At 63.2% G+C, this 24100-nt stretch carries 26 protein-coding genes, 1 tRNA gene and 1 pseudogene; 11 read left to right on the top strand and 17 right to left on the bottom strand.

Annotation, left to right across the window (positions count from 1 at the left end; translation table 11 throughout):
- Window positions 1–316 precede the first annotated feature (316 nt).
- Window positions 317–475 carry a hypothetical protein gene (locus tag ACWPWO_RS16705; protein ID WP_454007553.1) on the top strand — a complete coding sequence of 53 codons (159 nt, stop codon included), beginning with the start codon at window positions 317–319 and terminating at the stop codon, window positions 473–475.
- On the opposite strand, the gene ACWPWO_RS16700 is transcribed toward ACWPWO_RS16705, so the two are convergent.
- From ACWPWO_RS16700 to ACWPWO_RS16690, 3 genes are all read right to left on the bottom strand, one after another.
- Entirely contained in the window at window positions 469–627 is a 159-nt protein-coding gene (locus tag ACWPWO_RS16700) for a hypothetical protein (protein WP_454007552.1), read from the bottom strand. The two genes, ACWPWO_RS16705 and ACWPWO_RS16700, sit on opposite strands and share 7 nt — an antisense overlap.
- Window positions 628–862: 235 nt before the next feature.
- A complete protein-coding gene (locus tag ACWPWO_RS16695) occupies window positions 863–1813 on the bottom strand; it encodes an IS110 family transposase (RefSeq protein WP_454005135.1) in 951 nt (316 codons plus the stop codon).
- 467 nt (window positions 1814–2280) lie between these two features.
- Complete coding sequence (locus ACWPWO_RS16690; RefSeq protein WP_454007551.1) at window positions 2281–3648, bottom strand: MFS transporter; 1368 nt, start codon at window positions 3646–3648, stop codon at window positions 2281–2283.
- 211 nt (window positions 3649–3859) lie between these two features.
- Here ACWPWO_RS16690 and ACWPWO_RS16685 point away from each other — a divergent pair, with 211 nt between their 5' ends.
- The 4 genes from ACWPWO_RS16685 (at window position 3860) to ACWPWO_RS16670 (ending at window position 6238) form a co-directional block, all read left to right on the top strand.
- Window positions 3860–4291 carry a cupin domain-containing protein gene (locus ACWPWO_RS16685; protein ID WP_454007550.1) on the top strand — a complete coding sequence of 144 codons (432 nt, stop codon included), beginning with the start codon at window positions 3860–3862 and terminating at the stop codon, window positions 4289–4291.
- Between the two features lie 54 nt (window positions 4292–4345).
- Window positions 4346–4669, top strand: a complete 324-nt coding sequence (locus ACWPWO_RS16680) for a ferredoxin family protein (RefSeq protein ID WP_454007549.1) — start codon at window positions 4346–4348, stop codon at window positions 4667–4669.
- A gap of 150 nt (window positions 4670–4819) precedes the next feature.
- Window positions 4820–5470: a helix-turn-helix domain-containing protein gene (locus ACWPWO_RS16675; RefSeq protein ID WP_454007548.1), complete on the top strand. Its 651-nt coding sequence runs from the start codon at window positions 4820–4822 to the stop codon at window positions 5468–5470.
- Between the two features lie 78 nt (window positions 5471–5548).
- Window positions 5549–6238: a DJ-1/PfpI family protein gene (locus ACWPWO_RS16670; protein ID WP_454007547.1), complete on the top strand. Its 690-nt coding sequence runs from the start codon at window positions 5549–5551 to the stop codon at window positions 6236–6238.
- 8 nt (window positions 6239–6246) lie between these two features.
- Here the strand turns inward: ACWPWO_RS16670 and ACWPWO_RS16665 are convergent, their stop codons facing one another.
- The 11 genes and pseudogenes from ACWPWO_RS16665 to ACWPWO_RS16615 form a co-directional block, all read right to left on the bottom strand.
- Complete coding sequence (locus ACWPWO_RS16665) at window positions 6247–8133, bottom strand: potassium transporter Kup (RefSeq protein ID WP_454007546.1); 1887 nt, start codon at window positions 8131–8133, stop codon at window positions 6247–6249.
- 2 nt (window positions 8134–8135) lie between these two features.
- Complete coding sequence (locus ACWPWO_RS16660) at window positions 8136–9275, bottom strand: sensor histidine kinase (protein WP_454007545.1); 1140 nt, start codon at window positions 9273–9275, stop codon at window positions 8136–8138.
- 45 nt (window positions 9276–9320) lie between these two features.
- Window positions 9321–9995: a response regulator gene (locus tag ACWPWO_RS16655; RefSeq protein ID WP_454007544.1), complete on the bottom strand. Its 675-nt coding sequence runs from the start codon at window positions 9993–9995 to the stop codon at window positions 9321–9323.
- An 85-nt stretch (window positions 9996–10080) separates the two neighbouring features.
- Window positions 10081–10593, bottom strand: a complete 513-nt coding sequence (locus ACWPWO_RS16650; protein ID WP_394060173.1) for an ExbD/TolR family protein — start codon at window positions 10591–10593, stop codon at window positions 10081–10083.
- A 2-nt stretch (window positions 10594–10595) separates the two neighbouring features.
- Window positions 10596–11441, bottom strand: coding sequence for a MotA/TolQ/ExbB proton channel family protein (locus ACWPWO_RS16645; protein WP_454007543.1), 846 nt, complete (start codon window positions 11439–11441; stop codon window positions 10596–10598).
- Window positions 11442–11450: 9 nt separating this feature from the next.
- Window positions 11451–12224 (bottom strand): energy transducer TonB, encoded by a 774-nt coding sequence (locus ACWPWO_RS16640; RefSeq protein WP_454007542.1) that lies wholly within the window; start codon window positions 12222–12224, stop codon window positions 11451–11453.
- Between the two features lie 339 nt (window positions 12225–12563).
- On the bottom strand, window positions 12564–13661 hold the full coding sequence (locus ACWPWO_RS16635) for a sulfate/molybdate ABC transporter ATP-binding protein (RefSeq protein WP_454007541.1): 1098 nt from the start codon (window positions 13659–13661) through the stop codon (window positions 12564–12566).
- Between the two features lie 21 nt (window positions 13662–13682).
- Window positions 13683–14570 (bottom strand): sulfate ABC transporter permease subunit CysW, encoded by an 888-nt coding sequence (gene cysW, locus ACWPWO_RS16630; RefSeq protein ID WP_454007540.1) that lies wholly within the window; start codon window positions 14568–14570, stop codon window positions 13683–13685.
- Complete coding sequence (gene cysT / locus ACWPWO_RS16625; RefSeq protein ID WP_454007539.1) at window positions 14567–15487, bottom strand: sulfate ABC transporter permease subunit CysT; 921 nt, start codon at window positions 15485–15487, stop codon at window positions 14567–14569. The genes cysW and cysT overlap by 4 nt, the downstream gene beginning before the upstream one ends.
- Window positions 15488–15511: 24 nt before the next feature.
- A pseudogene (locus tag ACWPWO_RS16620) lies at window positions 15512–16506 on the bottom strand (sulfate ABC transporter substrate-binding protein).
- Between the two features lie 159 nt (window positions 16507–16665).
- Complete coding sequence (locus tag ACWPWO_RS16615; protein WP_454007538.1) at window positions 16666–17028, bottom strand: carboxymuconolactone decarboxylase family protein; 363 nt, start codon at window positions 17026–17028, stop codon at window positions 16666–16668.
- A 339-nt stretch (window positions 17029–17367) separates the two neighbouring features.
- Here ACWPWO_RS16615 and ACWPWO_RS16610 point away from each other — a divergent pair, with 339 nt between their 5' ends.
- Entirely contained in the window at window positions 17368–17979 is a 612-nt protein-coding gene (locus ACWPWO_RS16610; RefSeq protein ID WP_454007537.1) for a hypothetical protein, read from the top strand.
- Between the two features lie 30 nt (window positions 17980–18009).
- Here ACWPWO_RS16610 and ACWPWO_RS16605 read toward each other — a convergent pair whose 3' ends face one another.
- The 3 genes from ACWPWO_RS16605 to ACWPWO_RS16595 form a co-directional block, all read right to left on the bottom strand.
- Window positions 18010–18489 (bottom strand): low affinity iron permease family protein, encoded by a 480-nt coding sequence (locus tag ACWPWO_RS16605; protein WP_454007536.1) that lies wholly within the window; start codon window positions 18487–18489, stop codon window positions 18010–18012.
- Window positions 18490–19427: 938 nt separating this feature from the next.
- Window positions 19428–19503 (bottom strand) — tRNA-Val (locus tag ACWPWO_RS16600).
- 86 nt (window positions 19504–19589) lie between these two features.
- Complete coding sequence (locus tag ACWPWO_RS16595; protein WP_003799450.1) at window positions 19590–19862, bottom strand: HU family DNA-binding protein; 273 nt, start codon at window positions 19860–19862, stop codon at window positions 19590–19592.
- Between the two features lie 489 nt (window positions 19863–20351).
- On the opposite strand from ACWPWO_RS16595, the gene cobA reads away from it, so the two are divergent.
- The 5 genes from cobA to ACWPWO_RS16570 are packed head-to-tail and all read left to right on the top strand — an operon-like array spanning window position 20352 to window position 24098.
- Window positions 20352–21134 (top strand): uroporphyrinogen-III C-methyltransferase, encoded by a 783-nt coding sequence (cobA, locus tag ACWPWO_RS16590; protein ID WP_454007535.1) that lies wholly within the window; start codon window positions 20352–20354, stop codon window positions 21132–21134.
- Complete coding sequence (locus ACWPWO_RS16585) at window positions 21131–21481, top strand: c-type cytochrome (protein WP_454007534.1); 351 nt, start codon at window positions 21131–21133, stop codon at window positions 21479–21481. Before cobA ends, ACWPWO_RS16585 begins: the two co-directional genes overlap by 4 nt.
- The gene (locus ACWPWO_RS16580) at window positions 21478–22635 is read left to right on the top strand and encodes a cytochrome D1 domain-containing protein (RefSeq protein ID WP_454007533.1); all 1158 of its coding nucleotides are present in this window, start codon (window positions 21478–21480) and stop codon (window positions 22633–22635) included. Before ACWPWO_RS16585 ends, ACWPWO_RS16580 begins: the two co-directional genes overlap by 4 nt.
- Window positions 22625–23620, top strand: a complete 996-nt coding sequence (ahbB, locus tag ACWPWO_RS16575; RefSeq protein WP_454007532.1) for a siroheme decarboxylase subunit beta — start codon at window positions 22625–22627, stop codon at window positions 23618–23620. Before ACWPWO_RS16580 ends, ahbB begins: the two co-directional genes overlap by 11 nt.
- Window positions 23613–24098 carry an Lrp/AsnC family transcriptional regulator gene (locus ACWPWO_RS16570; RefSeq protein ID WP_454007531.1) on the top strand — a complete coding sequence of 162 codons (486 nt, stop codon included), beginning with the start codon at window positions 23613–23615 and terminating at the stop codon, window positions 24096–24098. Before ahbB ends, ACWPWO_RS16570 begins: the two co-directional genes overlap by 8 nt.
- Window positions 24099–24100: the final 2 nt, after the last annotated feature.

Raw genomic sequence — 24100 nt, 5'->3', positions numbered from 1 at the left:
CGCACCACGCCCCGCACGGCCAAAGGCGGTTCCGCCGCCAGAGACCCTTGCCGTGTGATTCCCCAACCCTGAAAAGGAGATAGATTGATGAATCCACGAAAACTGCCATCCGCACCCAAACTGCTCGGCGCCTGCCTGCTCGGCCTGGGCATGATGTCTTCCGCCGCCTGGGCGCAAAGCGCCGCCGCCGAGTACAAGCAAAGCATCCAGCGCTGCGAACAGTTCACCGGCGAGCACCGCACCACCGGCCGCCGCGCAGGCCGGAGCCGCCCTGCAGGCAGAGCGCCAGAACAAGCTGACCAATCCCGGCGCGAACATGGAAGCCAACCGCGACGCCCGCTGCCAGCGCCTGCCGGCCAGCCAGCAGCAGGACTGCCTCAAGACCATGTCCGGCCAGGACACCACCATCCGCGGCAGCGTGGAAGGCGGCGGCATCCTGCGCGAGACCACCACCGTGGTGCCGGCGCCTCAATAAAAAGCCGCAGCGCCCGACAAACACAGCGCCTCTGCACGAGGCGCTGTTTTTTTTGGTTCTTCGAAGAATTCCGGGGACTGAATTGCCAAGTCGATGCCGAACTGGTTTTTGAAGATGCCGATGGCATCGCCCCGGCCACAGGCGTCATTCATCAAGCAAAAAGCTCAGCGGGATGTAAGGTTGGCACGGCTTGCGCGGACGTCCCGCCGTTTGGGCCAACGACAGCGGTGACGTTCTCGCGAGGCGGGCTGGGGCGGGCCGGCGGGCGAGTCAGGGCCTTCGCCGCAGGCGGGATGCTGGGGCGGGAGGCAAGGGGCGTGCTGCTCGAGCAGGACGCTTGTGATTCGTCCAGTGGACGAATCACTCTGCGAGGTTCTATGGTTTGGGTCAAGTCGTTTTAGGCAATAACTTGGATGGATCGAAGGCTTGTCCGCTTTTCCATACCGCATAGGCGATGCGCAACAGCTTGCGCGCCAGAATCACAATCGACTCTGTGCCCGCCAGGCCTCGAGCTCGATACGCCTCATACAGCGGTTTACATGCCGTACTACGGCACGCCGACATCGCTGCCAAGTACAGTTGTCGGCGCAGCAGGGCTGGCCCACGCTTGCTGATACGGCGACGTCCTCGTTTGGCCCCGGAGTCATTGGGTCGGGGATCCAATCCGCTATACGCCACCAAGGCATCCGCGTTGGCGAAGGGGATACGATTGAGCAGCTCCGTTAACACGGACGCTGTCTGCTGGCCAATGCCCGTGACGCTGCGCAAGCGTTGATACCCCTGTTCGAGCTGTGGATCGCCGGCAATCAAGCGCTGTATTGGCCGATCCATTGAAGCCAGAACAGCCTCAAACCCCTGCTGCAACGCGTGGATATCCACACCCGATACATCCACATCCGCAAACGCCTGACGTAAGGCGCCCTGGTGAGCGATGACTTGAGCGCGACGAGACAGCAGCTGGCGTAGCTGTTGCTGTTGGATGCTGAGCGGTTGCCAGGCCTGCAAGCTGGATTGATGCTCTTGCAGGTAGCGGGCAATCACCTCGGCATCAAGGCTGTCGGTCTTGCCCCGGCTGCCCAAGGCCCGCGCATAGTAAAAGACGTCGCGAGCGTTCAGAATAAACACCGTCAGGCCATGAAGATGAGCCAACTGAGCCAGCAAGGCGTGATAACGGCCCGTTGACTCCATCGCAATTTGAGCCTGTTCGGGCACCGTCTTTAACCAGCGCGTAATACCAGCCGCCGTGTTGGCAATGGTGCAGGGCCGTTCGCCCGCTACGCTGATGACCACGTCAGCCTTGGCGACATCGGCGCCGATATAAAGCCTAGTCGTTTGCATGGGAGCACCTCCTGAGCGCATTATGAACAATGTCGGGGTGTACGCCATCGGGCTCGTTAACTTGCGTTCAGATCGGCGGTCGCGGTTCAAGGAACAGCGCCGCTCAGTTCCTTATCGACGATGATGGGTGGGGCAGGAGAGTTCTCGCAGTGTCGGTCCGGCGATGGCCGATAGTTCACAGTGTCCCTCCACCCCGACACCTTAACCATACAAGTTCGCGCCCCGCCCGCCCCCGTATCCTGACCAGGGAACCCGCGCACAGCGCGGGCGAAGGCCCCAGCCTAGCCGGTCCGCCGCGGCCTGCTTCGCGAGAACCCGAGTTTCTTTCCGCTTGGCCCAAACGGCTCGCCAAACACGGAAGAATCCCCGGAATTCTTCAAAGAACCTCTTTTTTCGCCTTCAGGCGCTCGACTCCCCCTGGCCCGTCCCTGAAGGCGCGCTTTCGGGCGGCCCAGTCTGCTCATGCCCTACTGGGTCTGGGTCAGGTCGTCGCGATAGGTCTCGGGACTGCGGCGCGTAGCCCATAAGGTGACCAGGGCCAGCAGCACGACCATGACCGCCACGCCCCAGTAATGACCCTGGCGGGCCAGCAGCCAGGTCGCCAGCATGGGCGCCAGTCCGCCCCCCACGCCCGCCGCCACCTGGCACCCCAGGGACGCGCCGCTGTAGCGCACCCGCGTGCCGAACAGCTCGGGCAGATAGGCGGCCTGCGGTCCGTACATGGCGCCGTGCCCCAACGTCATGCAGGCGGCGATCGCGCCCATGATGATCAGCGGATCTCGGGTCTCCAGGCACAGGAACAGGGGATAGGCCGACAGGAGCACGAAGGTCGCGCCGAAATAATACATGGCCCGGCGCCCTACTTTGTCGGAAAGCCAGCCGAACAGGGGAATGAAGCCCACCTCCAGCGCGGCGCCCAGCAGCACGCCGTCCAGGATCAGCCCCTTGGGCAGGTCCAGCGCGCTGGTCCCATAGACGATCACGAACACGGTCAGGATGTAGACCCAGGCCACCTCGCACACTTTCAATCCTATGCTCAGGAACAGGTTGAGGCGGTGTTCGGAAAGGATCCGCCACAAGGGCGCCTTGTCGGAGTCAGGCCGCGCGCCATCATTTCCGCTTTCTTTCTGGCTGGCCTGGAAGACGGGCGACTCCACCACCTGCAGGCGTATGTAGAAACCCAGGGCCACCAGGACCACGCTCAGCAGGAAAGGCACGCGCCATCCCCAGCTCAGGAACTCGTCCTCGGGCAGGCGGGTCAACCAGGCCAGGATGCCGGTGGAGGCCAGCATGCCCAGCGGAAACCCGACCTGCACCAGGCTGCCGTAGAAACCGCGCCGATGGCGCGGCGCATGCTCGATCACCATCAGCGCGGCGCCGCCCCATTCCCCGCCTATGCCAAAACCCTGGATGACACGCAGCAGGATCAGGGCAATGGGCGCCCAGACGCCGATCTGCTCGTAGGTGGGCAGCAGGCCGATGGCAAAGGTTCCTCCGCCCATCAGGAACATGGTCAGCATCAGCATGGACTTGCGGCCCACGCGGTCCCCGAAGTGTCCGAACACGATGCCGCCCAGCGGGCGCGCGATGAAGCCCACCGCGAAAGACCCCAGGGCCGCCAGCGTGCCCATCAAGGGATCCAGTCCGGGAAAGAATATCTTGTTGAACACCAGCGCCGCCGCGGTCCCATACAGCAGGAAGTCGTACCACTCCACCGTCGTGCCTATCACGCTGGCCATCACGACCCGGCGCATGGACTTTTCGTCCTCCTGCGCGAGCCGCTCCTGTGCAGCGGACTCATCCAGCTTATCCGCCTTGACTGTGATGCTCATCATTGTCTCCTGGTTGCCGGGCCGGCCGGCCCTTGTTTGCGTAACCGCAGGAAAAACATACGGTGAGCAAATACTGACAGGAAACTTTTTAAGCTTAAATTAGGGTTTATAAGTAAACATATTAAAATTTCCCCTGAAAAAGTTGACTAATAGAAAACACGACGCTAGATTATCCCCAACCGACCCAAAGGGGCGGTCCAACCTAGGAGACATCATGAACACCCAAGCCGCAACCGCACAGACCGACGAGAACACGCACTACGCCCAGCGTCTGAAAGGCAAGCTGGAACCCACACAGGGCGGTTCCATCTACATCGACCCCGAATCCATGGACTGGCAGCCATCCCAGTTCGAGAAGATCTCGATGAAAGTGCTGTACCGCAACGACGAGGAAGGGGAGATGACCGTCCTGCTGAAATGGGAACCCGGCGCCGTGCTGCCCTTCCATCGCCATCCCGAAATCGAGCAGAGCTTCGTGCTGCAAGGCTCTTTCTATGATCACGACGGCATCTGCCGGGCCGGCCAGTACGTCTGGCGCAAACCGGGCTCCTTGCACGAGACGCATTCCGACGAAGGCTGCATCCTGCTGGCGGTCTACCGCAAGCCCAATGTGTTCTTCGGCACAGCCGGATTCCGGGCCGCCTGAACCGGCGCGCCTTCCCGCAGGGCGCCGCGCGCCCTGCTCCCGCCAGGAGCTGCCATGACCTGCGTCGTCACCGATCCCTGCATCAACTGCCAGTATGGAGAATGCCTGGACGTCTGCCCCGCCGATGCCTTCCATCGCGGACCCAATTTCATGGTCATCAATTCGCACGTCTGCATCAACTGCACCCTGTGCGTCCTGGCCTGCCCGGTGCAGGCCATCGCCAGCGACTATGAGCTGCCCCCCGACCGTCGCCACTACATCGCGCTGAACGACGAGCTGTCGCAAATATGGCCGGTGGCGGCAAGCGGTACGCCCGCCCTGCCCGATGCGGATCACTGGGCGCAACGGCGCGACAAGCACGCGCTGCTGATGCGCTGAAAGCTCTGCGCGCCGTCGGGCGCATACGGTATGATCTGGACTGGCCCCGTCGCCCGGACGGCGCGGGGCCGCCTTCGTTACCTGCAGGTCCGGCGCCGCGCGCTGCGGCGTCGGACCTGCCCATCTTACCGATCAGACGTGGAATCAGGCGTGACCGAGGACCTTAGCAACCCTATCCCTACCAATGATGCCCCCGATGAAGAAGAAGCCGCCGTCTGCCAGCGTTTGCGCGAGTTGCGGCGCGAACACCGCCTGACCCTGGATGCGCTGGCCGAGCGTTCGGGCTTTACCAAGGGCTATCTGTCCAAGATCGAAAACGGCAACAAGGCCCCGCCTATCGGCACCTTGGCGCGCATTGCGCGGGCCATGGGCGTGGACCTGAGCAGCTTCTTCGTGGACCCCGGCCAGGAAAGCCTTCCGCTGGCCCTGACGCCGGATTCCCCCATATCCGTGGTGCACAGATGGGAGCGCAAGCCGGTCAGCCGGGGAGGCAGCGACTATGGCTACGACTACGTCAGCCTGGCCCACAAGAAAGCCAACCGGAACATGGACCCCTTCATGTTCACGTTTCCCCAGCACACCAATCCCCAGGTCTTCTTCGAACATGCCGGAGAGGAATTCGTCTATTTGCTGACCGGCAAGGTAGAGTTCGAATTCAAGATACGCGGCCAACTGGCCAAAGTGGTGCTGGAAGCCGGGGACAGCATGTACGTCGAACCCAGCGCGCCGCACCGCGGTCGGGCGCTGGACGGCGAGGCCCAAGCGCTGGTCGTGATCATTGAACCGCCTGCCGACGCATGATCAGGCACAGGCCTTTTTATGTTGCCAATCAGGAAACATTGAAATAGCATGAGGAAACATTCTCACAGGAGTTTCCTCATGCATATCGGCATTGTCTTGTACGACGACGTGGAACCCATCGAGGTCGGCATCATGGGCACCTTGTCCATGGCCCGGCGTCTGGCTCCGGAACTGAGCTATCACACCGTTTCCCAGTCTGGCGGCCTGGTGCGCCTGCGCAATGGCCTGGTCCTGGAGACCGAGTACAGCTTCGAGCAGGCCCCGCCCGCGCAGGTCACGATGATCACCGGCGGACCCGGGTGGCAGGCCCAGGCCCGCAACACAGCTCTGCTGGACTTTCTGCGCGACCGGCACGAACGAGGCGAAGTGCTGGCCAGCGTATGCACCGGCGCGATGCTGCTGGCCCGCGCCGGCCTGCTGCAGGGCAGGCAGGCGACCACCAAGGCGGTCTACGCCGCCCCCGAGGCCCCTCCCCTGGCGACGCTGGCGGACCTGGAGCCCGGCTGCGCCGTGCAGCACGCCTTGCTGGTGGACGAGGGCGACATCATCACCGGCGGCGGCGTCAGCCTGTGCGTGGACCTGACGCTTTATCTGCTGGAGCGCTTTGTGGGCGCCGAACTGGCCGCTCGCACCGCGCACATCATGGAGTACGACGCGGCGCGCGCCGCCAATCGGGCCCGTCTGCCGCAAATCATCCGCCGCATCGCAACGGGCGCGGATGAACCGCCCTCCGTGCAGGACGCCGCCAGAAAGGTCTGGCCGGCCTAGACCAGGCCTCAAAGTTCCATCTGCATGCCCATCTCCACCACGCGATTGGGCGGAATCTTGAAAAAGCGGGTGCTGCGACTGGCGTTGCGCGCCATGAAGGCGAACAGCCGCCGGCGCCAGCCCATGTACCAGGGCTTGCGGGACTGGATCATCACGGTCTGGCGCGACAGGAAGAAAGAAGTGGCCATCGGCTCCAGGTTCAGCTCCGGATGCTCCTGGGCGATCTGCTGCAGCAACTGCGGCACATTGGGCTCCTGCTTGAAGCCCCAGGTGGCCACGGCCTGCCAACTGTCGCGGCTCAGGCGCTCCAGTTTGTAGCGCTCAGCAAAGGGCACATAGGGCACGCCGGCGCTGTCCACCGTCAGGAACAGCACCTGCTCGTGCAGCACCTTGTTGTGCTTCAGGTTGTGCAGCAGGGCCGGAGGCACCGTATTGACCAGCATGCTCATGAAGACGGCCGTGCCCGGCACGCGGGTTGGCGGGTATTGCTCCAGTCCCGCCATGAATTCCTTCAGGGGCTGCTGGTTTTCGATCAGGGTGTCGTGAATGGCCTGGCGTCCCTGTTTCCAGGTCATCATCAAGGTCAGCAGGCAGATGGCGACCAGCAAAGGCAGCCAGCCGCCGTCCAGCAGCTTGAGCGCATTGGCCGAGAACAGCAGCGTGTCCAGCAGCATGAAAAAGCCCAGCAGCAGGAACCAGCCCCAGCGCTTCAGGCCGGTGGAACCGCGCGGCAGCATGGACACGGCCAGCAGGCTGGTCATGAGCATGGTGCCGGTCACCGCGAAGCCGTAGGCGTGCGCCAGGCGGTCGGACGAGCCGAAGCTCACCACCAGCACCATCACGGCCAGGAACAGCAGCAGGTTGACGCGCGGCAGGTAGATCTGGCCCTCTTCGCGGGCCGAAGTGTGCTGGATGACCATGCGCGGCCAGAAACCCAGCTGCACAGCCTGCCGGGTGACGGAGAAGGCGCCCGAGATCACGGATTGCGAGGCGATGACGGTGGCCACCGTGGCCAGGATCACCAGCGGCACCAGCGCCCAGGACGGCGCCAGGTGAAAGAAGGGATTGCGTATCGCGGATGGGTCGGAGATCAGCAGCGCGCCCTGGCCGAAATAGCACAGCACCAGGCAAGGCATGACCACCACGAACCAGGCCCGGCGTATGGCCGACCTTCCATAATGCCCCATATCGGCGTACAGGGCCTCGGCCCCGGTCAGGGCCAGGACCAGCGCGCCCAGCAGCAAGAACGTCTCCCAGGGCGCCTGAGCGATGAAAGCCCAGGCCCAGCGCGGGTCCAGGGCCGCGAGCACCTGGGGGTGCTCGATGATGCGCCACAGCCCCAAGCCGCCCAGCACCAGAAACCAGGCCAGCATGATGGGGCCGAACAGCTTGCCCATGGTGCCTGTGCCGTGGGACTGGATCAGGAACAGGGCCACCAGCACGGCGACCGCCAGGGGCACGACCCACGGATCAAGCACGTGAGACACCATGCCTATCCCCTCGATGGCCGAGAGCACCGAGATGGCCGGGGTGATGATGCTGTCGCCATAGAACAGCGATGCGCCGATCAGTCCCAGCACCATGATGACCCAGCGGCGCCGCCCCTGCAGGCCGCGCGCAGCCAGTTCCATCAGGGCCAGGGTGCCGCCTTCGCCCTTGTTGTCCAGCCGCAGCACGACCGTGACGTACTTGACGGTCACCACCAGCGTCAGCAGCCAGAACAGCAGGGACAGCACGCCATAGACCTGCTCCGCCCCCGGATGGGCATAGGCCCCCAAGGCCACTTTCATGGTGTACAGGGGGCTGGTGCCGATGTCGCCGTATACGACGCCCAGGGCGCCCATCACCAGCGCCGTGCGCGCCCCGTTCTTGGGATTGGCCGTAAGGTGAGGCATGCTCAGTTTCCGCTCAAAGTTTCAGTCCGCGTCAGCCTGGCGCCGATGCGCGGACCGGGAAATACAATGGTAATGCGTGTGCCGGGAAAGTCGGGCCGGCTGAGCAGGCTCCACCAGTCGCCATGCGCGCGGGCGATCTCCTGCACGATGGCCAGGCCCAGGCCGGAACCCTCCGCCTGGCTGCCCGGTGAACGATAGAATGCGTCGAAGACGCGCAGCCTGTCCTCGCCCGCGATGCCCGGCCCGTGGTCCTCGACCGACAGCGAGGGCGGATTGCTGGCCACGCGCAGCACAATGGCGTCCGTACCGCGTCCATAGCGCAGGGCATTGTCCATCAGGTTGGACAGCAGCTCGCGCAACAGCACCGGCTCGGCATCGATCCAGACCGGCAGCTCAGGCGCGGTCAGGTGGATCTCCACGCCATGCTGGCGGGCCTGCAGGAACCAGTCGCCGCCCTCCTCCCGCGCCCACTCGCACAGGTCCAGGCGCACGAAGCTGTCCTTGATGTTGACGGTGGAATCGGCGCGCGCCAGCGCCATCAATTGCTGGCCCATGCGTATCATGCGGTCCGACACGCTCTTGATGCGCTCGGCGCGCTGGCGTATGTCTTCGGGCAGGGGCCGCGCCAGCATCAGCTCGGACTCCAGGCGCAGTCCGCTCAGGGGCGTGCGCAACTGGTGGGCGGCATGGCCTATGAAGCGCTTCTGCGCCTGCAGGGTGTCGCCCAGGCGCTCGAGCAATTCATTGAAGTGCTCGACCAGGGGCACGACCTCGGCCGGCAAGCCGCGCGGATCCAGGCGCTCGAAGTCCTCGTCGGAACGATGGCGGATCTGGCGCGAAAGATCGTGGATGGACGCCAGGCCCGAGCGTATGCCCGACAACAGCACCCATGCGATCAGCCCCACCAGCAGCAGCTGGCTGAGCACCATGGTCCAGAAGATGTCGCGCAGCAGCCAGTCCTCCAGACTCATGCGCCGGGTCAGGATCCAGGTGACGCTCAGGTCCAGCACAACCAGGATGGAAATCGGGGGAAAGAGGCGCCCCATGAGCTTGCGGGCCAGCGAGCCGGGGGCCGGGAAACGCAGGAGCAGGCGCCGCCAGAGGGGCAGGCGTGCGATGTCTGTGGCGGATTGATCGGGCATGGATGACCTATGGGGACTGACGACGGGAAGCGGCCCCGGCCACGATCAGGCCTCGCTCTCGACGTCCAGCAGGTAGCCGAAGCCGCGTACGGTCTGGATGACGGCGCCGGTTCCCTCAAGCCGCTTGCGCAGCCGGTACACGTAGACTTCGACCGCATTATCGCTGAAATCGGCGTCCCAGGCCGACAGCGAATTGACGATCTGCTGCTTGGTGACCACGCGCCCGGCGCGCATCATGAGCATTTCCAGCACGGACAGCTCGCGCACCGACAGGCTGATGCGCTGGCCGGCGCAACGCAGTTCGCGTCCCACCGTGTCGAAGCTGGGCGGGCCGACCTCGATGACGGGCTGGGCCTGGCCGCTGCGGCGCCGGCCGAAGGCACGCACCCGCGCCGCCAGTTCGGACAGATCGAAGGGCTTGATCAGATAGTCGTCGGCGCCGGCGTCCAGGCCGGAGACGCGATCCTCGATGCCGTCGCGCGCGGTCAGGATGAGGACCGGGATGGGGTTGCCCTGCTGGCGCAGATGGCGCAGCACGTCCAGGCCGCTGATGCCCGGAAGATTGAGGTCCAGCAGGAGCAGGTCGTAGACCTGCGCGCCCAGCTCCTTGAGGGCGCTTTTCCCTTCCTGGAGCCAATCGACGGCGTAGCCCTGGTCGCTGAGGAACTCTTGCAATGCGGCGCCCAATGTGGCGTCGTCTTCGATGACTAGTACTCGCATGCGGGGGATTTTATTACGAAATCGGCCCGCCGCGCTGCAGCAACAACGCGACGGGCCAAGAAAAAAGTACAGGCGTATACCGCGGCTAGGGGCGGGCCTGGGCCGGCTGCGCCTGCTGCGTCGCGGCGGCCGAAGGCTGGCCGGCGGCGCCGTTCTGTTGTTGCGCGGCCGCAGCCGGCTGGCTCGGCGCCGGACGGGTGACGAAGCCCAGGCGAGTCAGGCCGGATGCCTTGGATCGGCTCATGACCTGGGCCAGCACTTCATAACGCGTGTCGGTGTCGGCGCGGATGCGCAGCTCGGGCTGGGGCTGTTCCTTGGCGAATGGAGCCAGGGCCGAAGCCAAATCCTCCAGGGCCACGGGCTGCTCGTTGATGAAGACCTGGCCCATGGCATCGATGGCCAGGTCCACCGATTTGGGATCCTGCTGCACAGGCTCGGAGCTAGCCTGGGGCAGCTGGATCTTGATGGAGTGCGACAGCAGCGGCGCCGTGATCAGGAAGATCACCAGCAGCACCAGCATCACGTCGATCAGCGGCACCATATTGATTTCGGACAGGGCGGAGCCCGAATTGCGATTGTCGAAGCTACCGAAAGCCATGTTCAGTGCTCCCGCTTGGCGGCGGCCGCCGAGGACGAGGCCGCGCCGCCGCCCGAGGTGGGCACGCGGCGCAGCACGGGCTGGCTCTCCTGCACCTGCTGGCCGGTGGTCAGGAAGGTGAACAGGTCATGGGCGAACGCGTCCAGCTGGGCCAGATAGACCCGGTTGGTGCGCACGAAGGCGTTGTAGGCCAGCACGGCCGGAATGGCGACGGCCAGGCCCAGCCCGGTCATGACCAGGGCCTCGCCCACGGGACCGGCGATCTTGTTCAGCGTGACGCCATCGGACAGGCCGATGTTGATCAGGGCGTGATAGACGCCCCACACCGTGCCGAACAGACCCACGAAAGGCGCGGTGGAGCCCACCGAGGCCAGCAGGGTCAGGCCGTTCTCCAGGCGCGCGGTTTCCTCGTCGATGACCTTGCGCATGATGCGCGACACGAAGGCGTCGGTGGAGCCCTTTTCCTCCAGGCGCATGGCGCCGTGCTTGGCGTGATGCTTCTGGGCATGGATGGCATGGCTGGCCAGGTGGCTGAACGGGTCGCGCGCGCCATGCGTGGCGATTTCGTTCTCGACCTGCTCCAGCGAGCTGGCCGACCAGAACTCGCGCACGAAATTCTGCGAGCGACGCTTCAGGCGGAAGGACAGGATCCCCTTGACGATGATCAGGTACCAGCTCGCCACCGACATCAGGGCCAGGATCACGAACAGCGTCTTGCCCACGGCATCGCTTTGCTGGATGAAGTGCAGCACGCCGGTGGCCTCCTGGGCGGCGGCTGCCTGGTCGGCGACAGGTCCAGCGACCTGTGCCAGGCCTACCCATGCGCTTTGAAGTATTTCCTGCATCATTGAAATATCCTAGTAAACGAAGTCGAAAGGAATATCAGCCATGGCTCGATAGGCCACGCCATTTTCCGTATAAGGTTTGAAACGCGCCGTACGCACCGCTTTCAGGGCGGACTCATCCAGACGCTCGTAACCCGATGAACGCTGCACTTTGGCTTCCAGCACCGTTCCCTGGGTGGAAATCAGGACCCGGACCACCACCCGGCCCTGCTCGCGGCGCCGCTCCGAGGCGCGCGGATAGACCGGCACGGGACGCCGCCCCAGATAGTCCACGCGTCCGATCACCTTGGGCTGGTCGCCTTCGGTGGAACGGGCCGCGGCCGCGGATTGCGCGGGCCTGTCGGTGGCCGGACCGGGAGGAGCGGCGGGCGCGGCGGGCTGAGCCGGCTGCGGCGGCGTTTCCACCGGCTTTTCCGGCTGAGGCTGGGGCTTGGGTTTAGGCTTGGGTTTTGGTTTGGGCTTGGGTTTGGGCGGCTCCGGCACCGGCGGCTTTTCCACTACCGGTTCGGGCTCGGGTTCCGGCTCGACCACCGGCTCGGGCTCCGGCTCCGGCTCGACTTCCGGCTCGGGCTCGGGCTGAGGCTCGGAAACCGTCTCCTGAGGAGGCGCCGTCGCCGGCTCCTCCTGCACCTGAGGCTCGTCCTGCTCCAGCAAGGTGACGCCGATGACATCCATGGGCGCCGGCTCCCCGACCATCTTGGGCTGCTCGGTCCACAAGAGCGTGGCAAACACGCCCACGTGCAGTCCCAAGGCCAGCGCCAGGCCCGTCACCTTGAGGGCCAGCATCGGACGGGTATTCGTTTCAGAGGCAATACGGGTCATAATCCGTTCTACACATTCCGCAACCCGCATGGATCATGACGGGGCTGGACAGGATGCCCAGTAAGGCTTCGAATCTTAACAGAAATAGGAACGATTCTCAATACAATCAATAAGCAATAATTAAGCCGTATTGCCGTACCTGAACACCCGATTGCGCAACTACCTGGCCAGCAGCCGGTGGGGCAATCGAGCCTTCCCTGATTGATCGTCCATCTACCAAAGTCCCGGTCTCGCTCCATCGAGCTGGAACCGGCACGAAACAAAAAAGACCGGGCCTGGCCCGGTCTTTGCGTTCTGCTTCATTCACACCGCAATGGCGTCCGGCTTGGCCTCGATGGGAAAAGCGCTGAACTTGCGCGGCAGGGCCAGGGCGCGCTCGCCGGGGCGCAGGTCCAGCCGGGACCAGCTCTGGTGGTCGAATTCGGCCTCCCAGGGCGTGTCGCCTTCGTTCAGGGCCAATTCCACGCGCACCGTGGCGCCCAGCGGAATGATGCGCTGCACCGCCACCGCGATGCCCTGGCCGTCCAGCTTGCGCTGCAGGTCCAGGTCATGCGGACGTACGTAGCCGACGGCATCGCCCTGCCCCGCCGGCCGTCCGTTGAGCGCGTCGGCCGATTCGAACTGGCCCAGTTGCGGGTCGGCCACGAAGCCGCCGCGGGCGAACTGGCCGGGCAGGCGATTGGCGGCGCCCAGGAACTCGTACACAAAAGGACTGGCCGGATGGTCATACACCTCCTGCGGCGCGCCCTGCTGCTCCACCCTGCCCTTGTTCAGCACGACGATGCGGTCGGCCACCTCGATGGCCTCTTCCTGGTCATGAGTGACGAACAGCGTGCTGATGTGCAGGTCGTCGTGCAGGCGGCGCAGCCAGGACCGCAGCTCCTTGCGCACCTTGGCGTCCAGGGCGCCGAAGGGTTCGTCCAGCAGCAGCACGCCCGGCTCGACCGCCAGGGCGCGCGCCAGGGCGATGCGCTGGCGCTGCCCTCCGGACAGCGCCGCCGGATAACGGTCCGCCAGCCAGTCCAGCTGCACCAGTTCCAGCAGCTCATGCACGCGACGCCGGATCTCGGCCTCGGGCAGGCGCTGCTTGCGCGGCTTGATGCGCAGACCGAAGGCCACGTTCTCGAACACCGTCATGTGGCGGAACAAGGCGTAATGCTGGAACACGAAGCCGACCTGGCGGTCGCGCGTACCCACGGCGGCCACGTCCTTGCCGTTGATGAGCACCTGGCCCGAGTCTGCGTGTTCCAGGCCCGCCACGATGCGCAGCAAGGTGGTCTTGCCGCAGCCCGAGGGCCCCAGCAGGGCCACCAGCTCGCCGGGCGGGAAATCCAGGGTGACGTCGCCCAGCGCGGTAAAGGCGCCGAAGCGTTTGACCAGATGACGAACTTCGATACTCATTGCGAACTCCGAAAGCAGCGATCAGCGATCGCCGTCTTGAACCATTTTTCGTTCGGCCCACAGCTTCAGGGCCAGGGTCACCAGGGCCAGGCAGGCCAGCACGGAGGCCGACGCGAACGCGCCCACGGTGTGATAATCGTTGTATTCGATCTCGACGTGCAGGGGCAGCGTATTGGTCTGGCCGCGGATATGGCCCGACAGCACCGACACGGCGCCGAACTCGCCCATGGCCCGCGCATTGCACAGGATCACGCCGTACAGCAGGCCCCACTTGATCTTGGGCAGGGTCACGCGCCAGAACAACTGGAAACCGCTCGCCCCCAGCACGCGGGCCGCTTCCTCTTCTTCGCTGCCCTGCGCCTGCATCAAGGGGATCAATTCGCGCGCAACGAAGGGAAAGGTGACGAACAAGGTTGCCAGCACCAGGCCCGGCAAAGCGAACACAATACGTATATTATTCGCATCCAGCCAGTCCCACAGCGGCCCCTGCCGTCCGAAAATCAGCAGGAACACCAGGCCCGCGATCACCGGCGAGACCGAGAATGGCAAGTCTATCAGGGTTGTGAGCAGACTTTTGCCTCGAAACTCGAAACGCGCGATCGCCCAGGACGCCGCCAATCCGAAAACTATATTCAGCGGCACGGCGATCAGAGCCACCAGAATGGTCAGGCGCACCGCGTGCAAGGTGTCGGCGTCCTGCAGGGCGGACAGGTACGGCGCAACGCCCTTGCTGAACGCCGTGGCGAAGACCAGTACCAGCGGCAGCAGCAGAAACAGGACAAAAAACAACAGGGCCACGCCGATCAGCACGATCTTGACTTCAATGCTCTCGTCGCGCGCATGGTCGCGCACCGGCTGGATGCGGGCCGGCACGTAGGCGTCGGGGCGCAGGGTCAGGGTATCGCTCATGAGACGCTCCCGGCGGACAAGGTGGAGGTGGCGGGGACCCGTTCGCCGGCCGATGCACGGCCCGAATGGCGGGTCTGCAGCCACCACTGCAGCAGATTGATCAGCAGCAGGATGACGAAGGACAGGACCAGCATGACCACGGCCAGGGCCGCCGCCCCCGCATAATCGAACTGCTCGAGCTTGATGACGATCAGCAAGGACGTGATTTCCGACACCAGCGGCACATTGCCGGCGATGAAGATGACCGAGCCGTATTCGCCCACGCCGCGGGCGAAGGCCAGCGCCACGCCCGTCAGCCACGCGGGCAACAGCGACGGCACGATGACCTTGCGTATGGTCTGCCAGCGGCTGGCGCCCAGGCAGGCGGACGCCTCTTCCTGCTCTTTCTCGAACTCTTCCAGCACGGGTTGCAAGGTCCGCACCACGAAGGGCAGCCCGATGAAGGTCAGCGCGATCAGCACGCCCCAGGGCGTGAAGGCGATGCGCCCGACGTACGGTTCGGCCCAGGCGCCTATCCAGCCGTTGGGCGCGTAGATGGCGGCCAGGGAAATGCCCGCCACCGACGTGGGCAGGGCGAAGGGAAGATCGATCAGGGCGTCGACGATGCGGCGGCCCGGAAAGCGGTAGCGCACCAGCACCCAGGCCAGGATCGCGCCGAACACCCCATTGATCAATGCGGCGGCCACCGCCGTGCCGAAGGTCAGCTTCAGGGAAGCCAGCACGCGCGGCGCGGTCACCGTCGCCCAGAACTGTTCCCAGCTGAGCGCGGTGGTCTTCAGGAACACCGCCGCCAGCGGAATCAGGACGATCAGGCTCAGGTAGGTCACCGTGAAGCCGAAGGTCAGCCCGAAACCCGGCAGGGGGCCCTTGGCCCCCCGTGCGGGAAAGAAGCGGACCAGACTTGCTTGCGAAGCCATGGAAACTCCTTGCCGGTACCGGATTTACTTCTTCAGGTAGATGCTGTCGAACACGCCGCCGTCGGCGAAATGCTCGGCCTGCACCTTGGTCCAGCCGCCCAGCTCTTGGTCCACGGTGTAGAGCTTGAGCTGCGGATACTGGTCGCGGTACTTGGCGGCCACCGACTCCAGGCGCGGGCGATAGAAATGCTTGGCGGCGATCTCCTGGCCTTCGGGACTGTAGAGATAATCCAGGTAGGCCTTGGCCACCTTCTCCGTCCCATGCTTGACGGCGTTCTTGTCCACCACGGCTACGGGCGGCTCGGCCAGAATGCTGCTGGAAGGCACCACGATGTCGAACTTGTCCGGACCCAGGTCCTTGACCGACAGCAAGGCCTCGTTCTCCCAGGCGATCAGCACGTCGCCGATGCCGCGCTCCACGAAAGTGGTGGTGGAGCCGCGTGCGCCCGATATAAGACACCGTTCCTGTCCACGGCCTGCACGACCTCGCGCGCCTTGGCCTCATCGCCGCCCGGCTGCTTCAGGGCGTAGAGCCAGGCCGCCAGGTAGTTCCAGCGCGCGCCGGCCGAGGTCTTGGGATTGGGCGTGACCACATTGATGCCGGGCTTGATCAGGTCGTCCCAGTCCTTGATGCCCTTGGGATTGCCCTTGCGCACCAGCAGCACGATGGTGGAGGTGTACGGCGTGCTGTTGTCGGCCAGGCGGCTCTGCCATCGGGTGTCGATCAGGCCGGATTGGGCGATCTGGTCGATGTCCGAGGAAATGCCCAGGGTCACCACGTCGGCGGGTGCGCCGTCGATGACGGTGCGCGCCTGCTTGCTGGAGCCGCCGTGCGAAGTGCGGATGGTGATGGTGTCGCCCGTTTCTTTCTTGTAGTGTTCCTGAAACGCCTTGTTGAATTCGACGTACAGCTCGCGCGTCGGATCATAAGACACATTCAGGATGCTGACCTCGGCAGCCACGGCGGACGCCGCCGCCACGACCATCGTCAGCAACGCCGCGCTGCGAAACATCTTCATTTTTTGTAGTACCGACATCGCTTCCAATCCCCAGTAAAACTATGTTGAGACAGTGGAAACGAGTCTAGCAAGCGGCTTTCGGGCGACGAAATACCGATTCCTTGATTAGATATAGCGTGCGCTCACTACAGTCCGTGCGCGACCCAGGATGAAACGCGTTCAGCCGCCGGCCGGGGCGTCCTGGTCGGGCAGCAGGCCTTCGAACGCATCCAGGGCGCGCGCGCTGTAGACCATGGCGGCCCCGGCATTCAGGGCAATGGCTACGCTCAGCGCATCGGCCAGCTCCTGCCGGCTGGCCCCCGCCTTGACGGCTTCCTTGGCGTGCACCGCGATACAGCCGTCGCAGCGCGTGGTGACGGCTATGGCCATGGCGATCAACTGGCGCGTCTTGGCATCCAGATGCCCCTGCCCCGACCCGGCCCTGGACAGGCTGGCATAGCCCTTTACCGCGTCCGGACTCAAGGCGCCGAATTCCTTGATACGGCCAGCAAGCTGCTGGCGATAGGTTTCCCAATCGAGCATGGCGCGTCCCCTGGAAAAATGCGATGAAAGAAATCCATCTTAAGGCTGTCGCATACGCGCTGCATCACACAAAACGCGTCAATCAGTAGCCAAAACACACCGCCCCCGCTTGTGGCCGCGTCGACCGGGCGGGTTGCCGGCGACGAACGCTCGATCCTGCCAAAAGCCGTTTATTTTCAATCACATCATCGAAACCGGAGAATCGGTGTCGCAGGAAACTCAAACTCGATCTGTTGCACTTCCAACACTTCGTTGCACCCGTTTGCAAAGCGCCAGACTCGCAGGCGAGAGTCGCGCTAGGGTGAAGCCTCTTCTTTTCACAACGAATCAGGAGGCGTCATGGCGAAAGCACAAGACAATGCCCAGCAGCTGCAGGAACTACTCTATCAAGCCCTGGAGACTGAACTGGGGGGCGAACTGATCTACAAGGCAGCCATCCGCTGTGCGGTCAACGACGACCTGCGAGAGGAGTGGGAGGGCTATCTGGAAGAAACCCAGACCCATCAACGTGTGCTGACCTCCGTGCTCGAGCAGCTTAAACTGGATCCCGCCACTCAGACGCCAGGCCGCAAGGTGCTCTCCCACATCGCGAACTCGCTGGTCAAGGCCATGGAAATGGCGGCCCAGGCCGGAGATCCTCAGGCAGCGCAACTGGTTGCCGCCGAATGCGTGGTCCTGGCCGAAACCAAAGACCACATGAACTGGGATCTTATCGGCGTGGCGGCCAGCAAGACCAAAGACAAGGACCTGGCCGACATCCTGAAACAGGCCTACGACGCGGTGGCGCCTGACGAGGGGCACCACCTCTATCACACCCAAGGCTGGTCGCGTGAACTATGGATAGAGTCCCTGGGCTATCCAGCCGTTCTGCCCCCGCCCGAAGAACAGAAGCAGGTTGAAACCGCCATCGGCGCAGCCCGGGCGGAACAGCAGCGCGACAAGCTGCTGTAAAAGAAAAAGGGCCCTGGCGGCCCTTCTTTTTCAGGATTTTCTTTCTCGCTTGCGGCGCGCATTCAGCGCAACGGCGGAATAATATTCTTCCAGGCTCTGCAATTGTTTTTCGTCGAGCTCTTCCACATCAATCAGCCGCTCATTGGCATCCGTCAAAGAAAGAATCAGCTCATCAAGCTTGACGTGAATAGCCTTGCTGTCTTTATTCTGATTTTGCTGAATCAAGAATACCATCAAAAATGTAACGATGGTCGTTCCCGTATTGATGATCAACTGCCAGGTTTCGGAAAATTTGAAATAAGGGCCTGAGCAAGCCCAGATCACAACCGCAAGCACCGCAACGCCGAACATGATGGGCGAACCTGCAAAGCGCGTGACCCATTTGGCGAAGCGATCGAAGAAACCATCCAGCGTATGAGGCTCACACGGTTCCACAAAAGGCGGATCGACCGGTGCAGGCTGCTCCTGCTCGCAGGCATCGGACTTCGCAGGTCGAGTATCTTTAGCCATGACGATCTCCTGTTCGTTGCAACAGGTGAACTCTACCTCTTCCAAGGCGAAGAAAATAACCAGTTGCTACAAAACCATTCCAATGAAAACGGGATCGCCGAATTCCAGGAATCACAAGCTCGGCCTTGATCAAATAAAAAATCAAATATGAAAATTTACCCAAAAACCAAAACCAGCGTACAAGCTTATGTTCAGACTGAAAATCAAGTATTAAGCTGAAACTCAAGCTCATCAATAAGATGGAAAATTCCAAACTTAGCCGTAAAGAAAAAATTTTATATTGAATACGCTATTTATTTTTTTGTTGTTTATTTTAAAAAATTCTGGCAGCATCGTGCTGGGTACTTGATTAACGCACCGACAGGAGGAGTCGTATGGGAAGGCTAGACCACGGCACCATGTGTACGCTGTGCCAAACATTACCGCTGTCCAAACCTCACACGCCCGGGCATGTGCATATGCACCCGGTCACGCGTCTGGAGGATTTCGGGGAAGAAGGCGCCCAAAGCCTTTATCGATGTTCAGTCTGCCATACGCATTGGCTTTACCAAAAGGACAAGTGGCAGTCCTGCCTGGGCTTCAAGCTATGGACAGGCGATCTGACTGAATATCGGTCCAGCGGACGCAAGCCGTACAGATCTCCCGACCCCGCTGAAACCCAGAGAATCATACGGGGCCCAACGCACCAGAAACCGCTCCAGTAGCGCGGTTTCAAACAGCGGCCGGCCTTGCATTGCGCAACAGCCGGCCCTGGAAGCAGGCTTCGAATTTCCAGAGTTCTTGTTGCGTACCTTGTTCGTTTGCGTATCGGTGCCGTTTTACTGCACGACCGGCAGCACGCCGATTTCAAATGGCCCGGGCGGCCCGCAAATAAAACAAGCAGGCATAAAAAAAGCACCTAGCTTATGCTAAGTGCTTGATTTGGATCACAAAAGAAGTGGTGGGTGCTGAGGGGTTCGAACCCCCGACCTACGCCTTGTAAGGGCGCCGCTCTACCAGCTGAGCTAAGCACCCATTTCTGTGATGCCACTCTTCCTGTGAAGAAAGAAGATTATAGGAGCATACAGATTCTTTTGCAAGCCTTGCGCCGTAATTTTTAATTAATTCACAGCGTCTTTCAGAGCCTTGCCGGGACGGAACTTGGGCACATTGGCGCCTTCGATCTCGATGGTTTCGCCGGTGCGTGGGTTACGACCCGAACGGGCAGCACGCTCGGAAACGGCGAAGGTGCCGAAACCAACCAGAGTAACCGTATCTTTTTCTTTCAGCGTGGTGGTCACGGCATCGATAAACGCATCCAGTGCACGACCGGCGTCAGCCTTGGACAGATCGGCTTTGGTGGAAATGAATTCGATAAGCTCGGTTTTATTCATTGAGAAAATACCCCAGAAAATTATTTTAACCGGCCCCCAACGGGGGCCGGTCTGTTACTGCCACATTAACCGGGCAGGCGACAGGGACCTAACCACCGCCGACTGCCTTTGCAACCAGGCGTCATGACGGCCCGGATGGCTACCGCGTATTAAGCCTATGATTAAAAGGCGTGTCAAGCAAAAAAGCGCCTGTAACCCGCATCATTGCTCACTTTTCACAATTCTTGCCGGTCTTTTCACTTTTTTGGACGCCGCCCTTAACACGATTCCGAAAATATGCTATTTGACCGCTGCCCAGGCCGTCATCAGGCCGCTTAAGCTTCAAGCTGCCCGCAACTGCTGAAGGCTGCCGTCCCCCCATGGCCAAAACGGATACGCGCACCCATGGCGCGAGCGCCAACCATACCCATGCTTCATCGATATGGCCGCTTACAATTTTTTCATCCGTTTTTCTGACTCAGCAGCCCAGGGCTGCCAAGGAGCACGGCCTTGAACGGCAAAGTCTATCTGGTCGGCGCCGGCCCCGGCGACCCCGAACTTCTCACCCTGCGGGCATTGCGCCTGTTGCAGAACGCTGATGCCGTCGTCTACGACCGGCTTGTGGGCAAAGCCATCCTGGACTGCATCAACCCCCGCGCCATCACCCATGACGTTGGCAAGACCGCGGGGTGCGGTTCCCACATGCAGGATGTCATCCACGGCATGCTGCGCACGCTGGCCGCCGCCCACCCGTGTGTGGTGCGGCTCAAGGGCGGCGACCCGTTCATCTTCGGCCGAGGAGGCGAAGAGCTGCTCTACCTGAACCATAACAACATCCGCGCGGAGGTCGTGCCGGGCATTACCGCGGCCACCGGTTGCGCGTCGTCGCTCGGCATTCCGCTGACCCATCGGGGGCTTGCCACCAGCGTGCGCTTCGTTACGGGCCACCTGCGCGACAACCACGGCCTGCAACTGGACTGGCGCTCCCTGGTCGACCCATCCTGTACCCTAGTCTTCTACATGGCGATCGCAAACAGCGCGCACATCGCCTCCTCCCTGATCGCCCACGGCCGTCCTGCCGGCACCCCGGCCGCCCTGGTCCAGGACGCCACGCTGTCCCGGCAGCGCTGGGTCCTCACCACCCTGGAACAGATACCCGCGGCCATTGGGCAATTACATCCGCCCGCCCTGCTCATCATCGGCGATGTCGTGCGACTTCACCCCGACTACACATCCGCCGGTCAGCCCTCCCAGCACGCCGGCTCCATGCCCCAGCCATGTGCGCAGACATGACCATGCGCCGCGTCGCCGCGAGCCTGCTTCTCGGCGCAGTCCTGGCGTTTCCCCTTCGGTCCGCAGCGCAGGATCTCCAGCCCTCCCCCGAACGCCAGCGCATCCTGATCCATCTGCTGCGCCAGGATTGCGGATCCTGCCATGGTTTGCGCCTGAAAGGCGGGCTGGGGCCCGCCCTGACCCGCTCCGCGCTGGCCGGACGCTCGGCACAAGAACTGGCCCGCACCATCCTGGAAGGCCGGCCCGGCACTGCCATGCCGGCGTGGCGCACTTTTCTCGAACCTGCCGAAACCCGATGGCTGGCCCAGCTCCTGCTGGACGGCGACGCCTTGACCTTCAAGCCATGAAACCGCTCATCTTCCTTCTTGCCATTCTGCTGCACGCCTGCACTCCCCTGCCCAGAGGCACGAACGATCTGGGCCTCGTCATCGAACGCGGAACAGGCAGCGTTTCCGTGGTGGAAACCAGCCACCACCGTCGACTGGGCCGCGTCGAAGGGCTGGGCGATCTGTCCCACGCCCACGTCGCCTATTCCCGCGACGGTCGCTACGGCTACGTATTCGGCCGCGACGGCGGCCTGAGCAAGATCGACCTGCTGCGCCAACGCATCGAACGCCGTCTCATCCAGTCGGGCAACGCCATAGGAGGCGCTATCTCCCAGGACGGCAGGCTGGTCGTCGTGCAGAACTACGAACCGGGCGGCATCAAGGTCTTCGACGCGGATACGCTGGACTTCATCAGCGAGGTGCCCGCCGAATACCTGCCCGGCAAACGCTCCAAGGTGGTCGGACTGGCGGACCTACCCGGCCAAAAGTTTGCCTACGCGCTGTTCGAGGCCGGCGAGATCTGGGTCACGGACCTGTCCGATCCACTGCGTCCGGTCACGCAACGCTACCAGGCGGGCCGCCAGCCCTACGACGCCATGGTCACCCCTGACGGACGCCATTACATCGCCGGACTGTTCGGCGAGGACGCCCTGGCCATGCTGGACCTGTGGCATCCCGAAGCCGGCGTGCGCAGGATTCTGTCGGGCTACGGGCGTGGAAAACAGGCTCTGCCGGTCTACAAGATGCCCCACCTGCGCGGCTGGGCGCTTGCCGGCCGGCAGTTGTTCCTGCCCGCCATCGGCCGCCATGAAGTGCTGGTTGCGGACGCCGCGAGCTGGCGCGAAACAGGCCGCATCCCCGTCCTGGGCCAGCCGGTCTTCGTCATTGCCCAGCCTGACGGCCGAAGGGTCTGGGTCAACTTCGCCTTTCCGGACAACGGCCTGGTGCAGGTCATAGATGTGGACACGCTGCAGGTCGCGCATACGCTGGCCCCCGGCAAGGCGGTGCTGCACATGGAGTTCACCCCCCGGGGAGAAGCCGTATGGATTTCCGCCCGTGACGACGACGCCGTGGCCGTCTACGACACACGCACGCTGACCCGCATCAGCTCTCTGACCATCCCGCAGCCAAGCGGCATCTTCTTCACCCATCGGAGCAATCGCATTGGTTTCTGATCTGTCCCCATCCGCCTTCCAACTGCTCAATGCCTGGCAACACGGATTCCCGCTCATTTCCCGCCCTTTCCGCAAGCTGGGGCTGAGCGTGGGGCTCAGCGAGCAAATCGTGCTGGACTATTTCCGGCAATGGCGCATGAGCGGGCTGCTCAGCCGGATCGGCCCCGTGCTGAACCCGTCCTGCATGAGCAGCACGCTGGTCGGCCTGCAAGTGCCTTCCTCGCGCCTGGAGGACGTAGCGGCGCAAGTCAGCGCGATGCCCGAAGTCAACCACAACTACGAACGCGAACACCCCGTCAATCTCTGGTTCGTCATGGCTTGCCCCCACCCGCAGGCGCTGCAGGCCCGGCTGGATGAACTGGCCGGCCAGACAGGCCTGCATCCCTTGTCCCTGCCCATGCAGTCGGCCTACCACATAGACCTGGGATTCAACCTGGCGCCTTCCTTTTGGAAAACTGCTGCCGCCATGCCGCCCTGCTGTCCTCTGCCGGCCGAAGGCAGCCCGCAACAGGCCCTGCTTCACGCCGTGCAGCACGGACTGGAACTGCACCCGGAACCCTACCAGGAGCTGGCCCGTCATGCGGCCATGGCGGAAAAACAGGTGCTGGATCAATTAGGCGCCTGGCTGGAACAAGGCCTGTTCCGCCGTTTCGGCGTCGTCCTGCACCATCGCTCCCTGGGATACACGGCCAATGCCATGTGCGTCTGGACCCTACCCGACGACATCGTGGATTCGGTGGGAATGCAGCTCGGACGCGAACCCGGCGTGACGCTGTGCTACCGTCGCCGCCCCCACCTTCCCCAATGGACCCACAATCTGTTCTGCATGATCCATGGCAAGGACCGCGCACAGGCACTCCAGCAGCACGAGCGGCTGTCCCGGCGCCTGGGGCTGGAAGCCTTTCCCCACGCCGTACTGTTCTCGACCCGCTGCTTCAAGCAACGCGGGGCCCTGTTGACTCCCGCACAGGTCCATCATGACTGAACAGCCCAGGCACTCCGCTTTCACTCCCCTGACACTGGACGATACGGACCGCCGCGTGATCAACGCCTTGCAAAGCGGCTTCCCGATCTGCCCTCGCCCTTTCGCCCAGGCTGCGCCCGCGCTGAACCTGACGGAAGCCGAACTGATCGCCCGCCTCGCGCGCCTGCGCCAGGCCGGCGTCCTGACCCGCTTCGGCCCCTTGTTCCAGATCGAAGCCGCAGGCGGCGCATACTGCCTGGCCGCCATGACCGTGCCCGACGCCCAGTGGGAGGCCGCCGTGCAAGCCGGCAACCGGCACGAAGAGGTCGCCCACAACTACAGGCGGGGCCACGCGCTGAACATGTGGTTCGTGCTGGCCGCCGACTCCATGGCCGGCATCCAGTCCTGCCTGCGCGCCATCGAACGTGAGACCGGGCTGCCCGTGCTGGCCTTTCCCAAGGAACGCGAATATTTCCTGCACTTGAAACTGGAGCTTTGACG

The sequence above is a fragment of the Alcaligenes sp. Marseille-Q7550 genome, from assembly GCF_965112015.1.
The sequence above is the reverse complement of the archived record's forward strand: the minus strand, read 5'-3'. Positions and strand labels throughout refer to the sequence as shown.